The 6,720-nt window shown below is 57.5% G+C and carries 7 protein-coding genes; all 7 read left to right on the plus strand.

Annotation, left to right across the window (positions count from 1 at the left end):
• Positions 1-10: 10 nt before the first annotated feature.
• The 7 genes from DWX58_RS02550 (at position 11) to DWX58_RS02580 (ending at position 6,675) form a co-directional block, all read left to right on the plus strand.
• Positions 11-241, plus strand: a complete 231-nt coding sequence (locus DWX58_RS02550) for a helix-turn-helix transcriptional regulator (protein WP_118641424.1) — start codon at positions 11-13, stop codon at positions 239-241.
• Positions 228-1,190 carry a hypothetical protein gene (locus DWX58_RS02555; RefSeq protein WP_118641425.1) on the plus strand — a complete coding sequence of 321 codons (963 nt, stop codon included), beginning with the start codon at positions 228-230 and terminating at the stop codon, positions 1,188-1,190. Before DWX58_RS02550 ends, DWX58_RS02555 begins: the two co-directional genes overlap by 14 nt.
• 127 nt (positions 1,191-1,317) lie before the next feature.
• The gene (locus DWX58_RS02560) at positions 1,318-2,247 is read left to right on the plus strand and encodes a hypothetical protein (protein WP_118641426.1); all 930 of its coding nucleotides are present in this window, start codon (positions 1,318-1,320) and stop codon (positions 2,245-2,247) included.
• A gap of 289 nt (positions 2,248-2,536) precedes the next feature.
• On the plus strand, positions 2,537-3,742 hold the full coding sequence (locus DWX58_RS02565; protein ID WP_118641427.1) for an ABC transporter ATP-binding protein: 1,206 nt from the start codon (positions 2,537-2,539) through the stop codon (positions 3,740-3,742).
• Positions 3,732-4,604: an ABC transporter permease gene (locus tag DWX58_RS02570; protein ID WP_118641428.1), complete on the plus strand. Its 873-nt coding sequence runs from the start codon at positions 3,732-3,734 to the stop codon at positions 4,602-4,604. Before DWX58_RS02565 ends, DWX58_RS02570 begins: the two co-directional genes overlap by 11 nt.
• Entirely contained in the window at positions 4,601-5,521 is a 921-nt protein-coding gene (locus tag DWX58_RS02575; protein WP_118641429.1) for an ABC transporter permease, read from the plus strand. Before DWX58_RS02570 ends, DWX58_RS02575 begins: the two co-directional genes overlap by 4 nt.
• A 26-nt stretch (positions 5,522-5,547) precedes the next feature.
• A complete protein-coding gene (locus DWX58_RS02580) occupies positions 5,548-6,675 on the plus strand; it encodes a spermidine/putrescine ABC transporter substrate-binding protein (RefSeq protein WP_118641430.1) in 1,128 nt (375 codons plus the stop codon).
• The last annotated feature ends 45 nt before the right edge of the window (positions 6,676-6,720 follow it).

The following is a 6,720-nucleotide window of genomic DNA, read 5'->3' on the forward strand; positions in this document are numbered from 1 at the left end:
GGGCAGAGCCATGGCAATTGAAGTGCATCTCAGCGACGTGCTGAAGGAGCGGGGGATGACCGCCAAGGAGCTGTGTGCCAAGGTGGGCATCACCGAGGCTAACCTGTCCATTCTTCGCTCCGGGAAGGCCAGCGGCGTGCGCTTTCATACCATCAATAAAATCTGTTACTACCTGGACTGCGACGTGGGGGACATTCTCCACTTCAACGGAAAATTGGAGGACGGCGATGAAGAAAAATAAAAGGAAAATCCTGGGAATCCTGGCCGCCCTGCTGGTGCTGGCGGGCGTGGTGGATGCGACTGGGGGTAAGCTGGCCCAGCCGGAGCACCAGGGACCGGAGAATGATACGTGGATTGGCTATTTCCTGGCCTGGGAACCCCTGCCCGGGGAGTGGGAGGAGATTCCCCGGAAGGGAGAAGGCTGGGTGGAGTACGGCAGTGAGACCATGAATGTGACGGGCCTGGGTAGTGTCAGCTTTCCCCGGGAAATCCTCATCGCCCAGTACAATGAAGGGGAGGGTTTTACCTTCCGGGGCATGGAGGGGTATGGTGCCTTTCTGGCCCAGGTGAAGCAGGAGGACGGCAGTGTATTCCTGTCGGGCAACCAGCTCATGGATGCAAGCACCAACGTGGGAGACACAAAAAATTCCGTCAGCGGCACCGTTTACTACGGACTTCCTCTGGGGGAGACGGAGTGGCCGGCGGGGGAACCGGACTATGCCTGGAGGGCATACGAGGTCTTTCAGATGCCGGATGGCACCGTCTATCTGGACGGCAGCGGCAACAGCTACGGCAACGCGGGGGGCATGACCATCAAAAGTGAACGGACCAGTACTGAGACCATAAACGGAGAAACGACGTCGGTTTCCATGTCGGTGGAGGTGCATTTTGAGGCGGTCAGCCGTCTTCAGGAGGTGCACATCAAGGAGTTTGACGCCTCAGACCGGATGATTGAGGAGACCGTGTTTTCAACCGATGCTCTGGGAGATGAGGCCGCGGTGATCCTGGCGCAGGACACCAGCTGGCTTGTGGTGGAGGAGTACAGTCAGGATGGCACTGTGACGCGCACGGTCTATGATGCGCGGGCGATTGAAGAGACCGGGGAACAGTATCACACCCTGGTGGTGCTGGACGACCAGGGCATGGGAAGCGGGCACACTCTGTATCTGAAAGGAGCGGACGGAGCGTAAACGCAGCACGAGCCGGGGTTCCGCGGAGAGCCATATGCCGGACAGGGCACCGTTGGGGGCCAAATGCTCTGTCTTTCCATTTGGGGAGGAAGGTTGGACTCGTTCCATAGAAGATTGGAGGAGGGCAATGAAGAAGCAGAGGAAAAGGTTGGTTGGTGCGCTGATCGCCCTGCTGGTGCTGGCGGCTGCAGTGGGAACGGCAGGGGGAAGACTGGCCATGCCAGAGCGGCTGACGGGTGAGGATCAGTTCGTAGGCTTTCACCTGGTGCATCTGCCGGTGATGGACAAGGCAGAGCCCTTCCAGGACCGTTTCCCCTGTACGGAGTACGGGGTGCAGGAGTGGGAGACGGAGGAGGGGGACAAGGTTACCCTGCCTCAGATAATCCTGATTGGTACGTATAACGAAGAGACAAGGCGCTATGAGTTTCCGGGCCTGGAGGGGTTTAACTGCTTCTTTGCTCTTCGGGCGGAAGAAGACGGGGAACTGTACTACGCCGGCTATGCGGACCTGTCGGATGTCCGTGTGGAAGTGGGGGAGGAGAGAAACGCCCTCAGTGGCACGGTGTACCTGGGACCGCAGCTGGAGGGATATGAGGCACCCAAGTACGGCTATACCCTCACTGCCTACCGGGTCTACCAGATGGAGGACGGTACCGTCTATATCACCGGTGAAGGAGATCGCCAGGGCTATGCCGGGGCGGGATTTACTATTACAGAGGAGCACAGCCGTCGGGAGAACATAGGCGGGAAAGAGCAGAGCGTCACCCTGAAGGTTGGCTTTTCCACCCAGTGGGCGGAGCGGATAAAAGCCGTGACCGTTACTTGGTTTGGAGCGGATGACCGCGTGGTGGGGGAAGAGAGCCTTTCCGTGGAGGAGATCGAAGACGATCTCACCCTGGAGCCGCCGTCTGAAGCGGTGTGGGCGCTGGTGGCGGTGGAAAATGCCCGGGGTGAGGTGGAGCGGTCGTCCTACACCCTGGAACCGGGAGCCGCCCACAGCCTGGTCCTGCTGGACGAACGGGGTCTTGGACAGGTGGTTTCTCTCATCCTGAGCTGATCCAAAACGAGGCTCTGAGAAAGCGTAAAAATGAGCTCTATGGAGCCCTCCGGAGGTGCTGACCGGAGGGCTCCATTCTTGTGCGGGAAGAACTTTGGAGAGGCATGTAAAAAACAGGGAAAATTTCAGGAAAATGATTGACAAGAGGGGGGCAAACAGATATAGTGTATGTCGCTATCCGTGAAAGCCCGGCCCCCCGGATGTCCCACTGAGGAGTACCGAACCGGGCGAATAAATCGAGGGAGCTGACAGTGTAATTCACACACAAGATTGTTAGGGGGAGAGCCATATGTCCAAAGAGCTGATCCGCCTGTCTGACTGCACCATGAAGTTTGACGACGAGGTGATCCTGGACAAGATTAATTTGTATATCAGGGACAAGGAGTTCCTCACGCTGCTCGGACCCAGTGGGTGCGGCAAGACGACCACCCTTCGCATTATCGGTGGTTTTCAGACGCCCACCTCGGGAGATGTATTGTTCGACGGTGTGAGGATTAATGCTGTCCCGCCCCATAAACGGGCCATCAACACCGTGTTCCAGAAATACGCCCTATTTCCCCATTTGAATGTCTATGAAAACATCGCCTTCGGCCTGCGGGTCCCTAAGGTGGAGGAGCAGCGGGATGAGAAGGGAAAGGTGATCGCCCGGCGGAAGGTCAAGCTCAGCGAGAAGGAGATTGACCAGCGGGTGATGGAGATGCTGGAGGTAGTGAACCTCCGGGGCTTTGAAAAGCGCCATATCAGCCAGCTGTCCGGCGGACAGCAGCAGCGAGTGGCCATCGCCCGGGCCCTGGTGAACAAGCCCAAGGTGCTGCTGCTGGACGAGCCTTTGGGCGCCCTGGACCTGAAGCTGCGCAAGGATATGCAGAACGAGCTCAAGCGCATCCAGAAGGCTATGGAGATCACCTTTATTTATGTCACCCACGACCAGGAAGAGGCCCTGGCCATGTCCGACACCGTGGTGGTGATGGACGGGGGCAAGATTCAGCAGATCGGCACCCCGGAGGACATCTACAACGAGCCCAAGAACGCCTTTGTGGCCGACTTCATCGGTGAGTCCAATATCCTGGACGGCATCATGCGCGCCGACGGCGTGGTGGAGATCTTCAACCGGAGATTCCAGTGTCTGGACGGCGGCTTTGAGAAGGACGAGCCAGTGGACGTGGTCATCCGCCCGGAGGATGTGGACATCGTTCCGGAGAACGAGGGCCAGCTGAAGGGCACCGTTACCAACGTCACCTTCAAGGGGATGCAGTACGACATCATCGTGGACTTTTACGGCTTCAAGTGGCTCATCCAGACCACCGACCTGTCCCCAGTAGGCTCCCGCATCGGCATCAAGATTGATCCCGACGGCATCCACGTCATGAAGAAGAGTCAGTATTCCGGCATGTTCGGTGACTACTCCTCCTATTCCGAGGAGTATGAGGAAATCAGCGACGCTGAATACGAGCCTGAGGAAGTGGATGAGCAGGAGGGCGGAGATGAAAACTAGCCGTTCCCTGCTGGCCGCTCCCTATGTGCTGTGGATGGCCCTCTTTGTGGTCGCTCCAATTGTTGTGGTGGTGATCTACGCCTTTACCTCTGCGGGTGTGACTGCGGCAGAGGTGGGGGATTTTACCTGGAGCAACTTTACCGGCATGGGCATCTACTTGCCCATTTTTACCCGATCCTTCCAGCTGGCCCTGATCGCCACAGTGATCTGTCTGCTGATCGGCTATCCTCTGGCGTACGCCATGGCAAAGGAGGGCCCCGGCTTTCAGCGCACCGCCACCGTGCTCATCATGCTTCCCATGTGGGTGAACTTCCTGCTGCGCACCTACGCCTGGATGGCCATTCTGGAGAACAACGGCCTGCTCAATCAGTTCTTCCAGAGTGTGGGGTTGATTGACTTGGTCAACCACATTCTGGGGACCGATATGGCCTATTTCCGCATGATCCGCACCCAGGGCGCGGTGGTGCTGGGCATGGTGTACAACTACCTGCCCTTTATGGTCCTGCCCATCTATTCCGTCATCATCAAGCTGGACCACTCCCTGCTGGAGGCCGCACGGGACCTGGGAGCTGACTCCACCGGTGTGTTCCGCCGTGTGATCTTCCCCCTGTCTCTGCCGGGTATCCTGTCCGGCGTGACCATGGTGTTTGTTCCCTCCGTATCCACCTTTGCCATCTCTCAGCTGCTGGGCGGCGGCACCCACATGCTGCTGGGCAACCTCATTGAACTGCAGTTCCTGGGCGGGGCTTACAGTCCCCATCTGGGCAGCGCCATCGCGCTGGTGATGATGGTGATTGTTGTGATCTGTATGTGGATTATGAATCGCTTCGGTGAGGGCGAGGAACAGGCGGTGGTCCTATGAAAAAAGAACGCCGCTTGGGCAGCCGGATCTTCATGGGCCTGATTTTCCTGTTCTTGTATGCCCCGATCCTGCTGATGATCGTATTTTCCTTCAATGACGGCAACAGCAACGTGGTGTGGCAGGGTTTCTCGCTGCGCTGGTATGAGCAGCTCTTCCATGACCGGGCCATCATCCAGAGCGTCTACACCACTCTGCTGGTGTCCGCCCTGGCCACCGTGATTGCCACCATTGCGGGTACCTTCGCCGCTGTGGGCTTTTACTCCATGCGCCGACGCACCCGCTCCATGCTGCTGAATGTGAACAATATCCCCATGATGAATGCGGATATTGTCACCGGCGTATCCCTGTGCATGCTGTTTGTGGCGGTATTTGGCCTGTGGAACGAATTTGCCGTCAATTATCGGGTGATCATCAATCTCTTCGGTACCAAGTATCGCATTACCTTCCCGGAGCTCTCCTTGGGCTTCGGCACCATGCTCATTGCCCACATCACCTTTAATATCCCCTATGTGATTCTCTCCGTGGGCCCCAAGCTGCGGCAGATGGACCACAACCTGGTGGATGCCGCCCGGGACCTGGGATGCACCTGGATGAGAGCGTTCTTCAAGGTGATTTTGCCTGAGATCAAGACGGGCATTGTCTCTGGCGCCCTCATTGCCTTCACTATGAGTGTGGATGATTTCGTCATTTCCTACTTTACGGCCGGCTCTTCGGTGTCCACCTTGGCTATGGAGATCTATTCCATGGCCCGGAAGAAGGTCACGCCGGAAATTAACGCCGTATCCACCCTGCTGTTCTTAGTGGTGCTGTTTCTGCTGGTGGCGGTCAACCTCCGGGAGGCGAGACAGGCCAAGGCACAAGCCCGGCGGAACTACGGAACCGTGCATCACGGCGCGGGCAGTCGGGCCCGCACCTGAACCCATAAAATTGGAGGAATGTTCTCTTGAGAAAGATTGCTGCTCTTATCCTGGCCCTTGCCCTGGCTTTGTCCGTCTCCGCCTGCACGATTGAGCGGGTGGAAGAGGACGGAGGCAACAGCAGTACCGCAGGAAACGGTAAGCCTGCCGGAGGACGGCAGGTCACCGTGTACAGCTGGGGCGAGTATATTGACGAGTCTCTCATTGATGAGTTTGAGGCTCAGACCGGTATTACGGTCAATTACCGCACCGTTCCCAGCAATGAGGAACTCTACTCCCAGCTTCAGCAGGGAGCCATTTCCCCCGATGTCATTGTTCCCTCCGACTATATGATCTCCCAGCTCATCGAAGAGGATTGGCTCCAGCCCCTGGACTACTCCAAGATCCCTAACTTTGACAAGATCGCTGACCGGTTCAAAAACCTGTCCTACGATCCGGAGAACCTGTACACGGTCCCCTACACCTGGGGCACCCTGGGCATCATCTACAACACAACTATGGTGGACGAGCCCATTACCAGCTGGAGCGCCATGTTCGACGATACCGCTGCCGGCAACGTCATCCTGATTGACAACTCCCGGGACGCCTTTGGTATGGCTCTGCGCTATCTGGGCTACTCGGTCAATACCACGGATGAGAATGAGATCCGGGAGGCCGCGGCTCTGGTGGCGGACGCCTGGTCCAAGGGGGTCTATCAGGGCAAGACCATGGACGGAATTTTCCAGATTATGGAGGGCGGCAACGCCGCCATCGGCACCTATTACGCCGGCGACTTCCTGTCCATGTATGAGAACAATCCCGACCTGGCCTATGTGATCCCCGAGGAGGGTTCCAACTGGTTCGTGGACGCTATGTGCATCCTGAAAAACGCCAAGAATGTGGATGAGGCCCACGAGTGGATCAACTTCATCGCCTCCACCGATGCCAACCTGCGGAACATGGACTACATCTGGTACGCCTCTCCCAACGAGGAGGCGCTGGAGAAGTACCCCGCCTGGTACGAGGAGCAGTACGGTGAGCCTCTGGACCAGGAGCTGTATGAGATTATGGCCGCGCCCCAGGAGGTGCTGGACCGGTGCGAGTCCTATCTGGTCCTGCCTCAGGACATCCGGCAGCTTTATAACGAGCTGTGGATTGAACTGAGTGCAGCATAAGAACGTTAAAACAGTCCGTGGCCCCGGCTTGGAACTTGTTCCAAG

It is taken from the genome of Pseudoflavonifractor sp. AF19-9AC, assembly GCF_003478995.1.
In the GTDB taxonomy this organism is placed as follows: Bacteria; Bacillota; Clostridia; order Oscillospirales; family Oscillospiraceae; genus Lawsonibacter.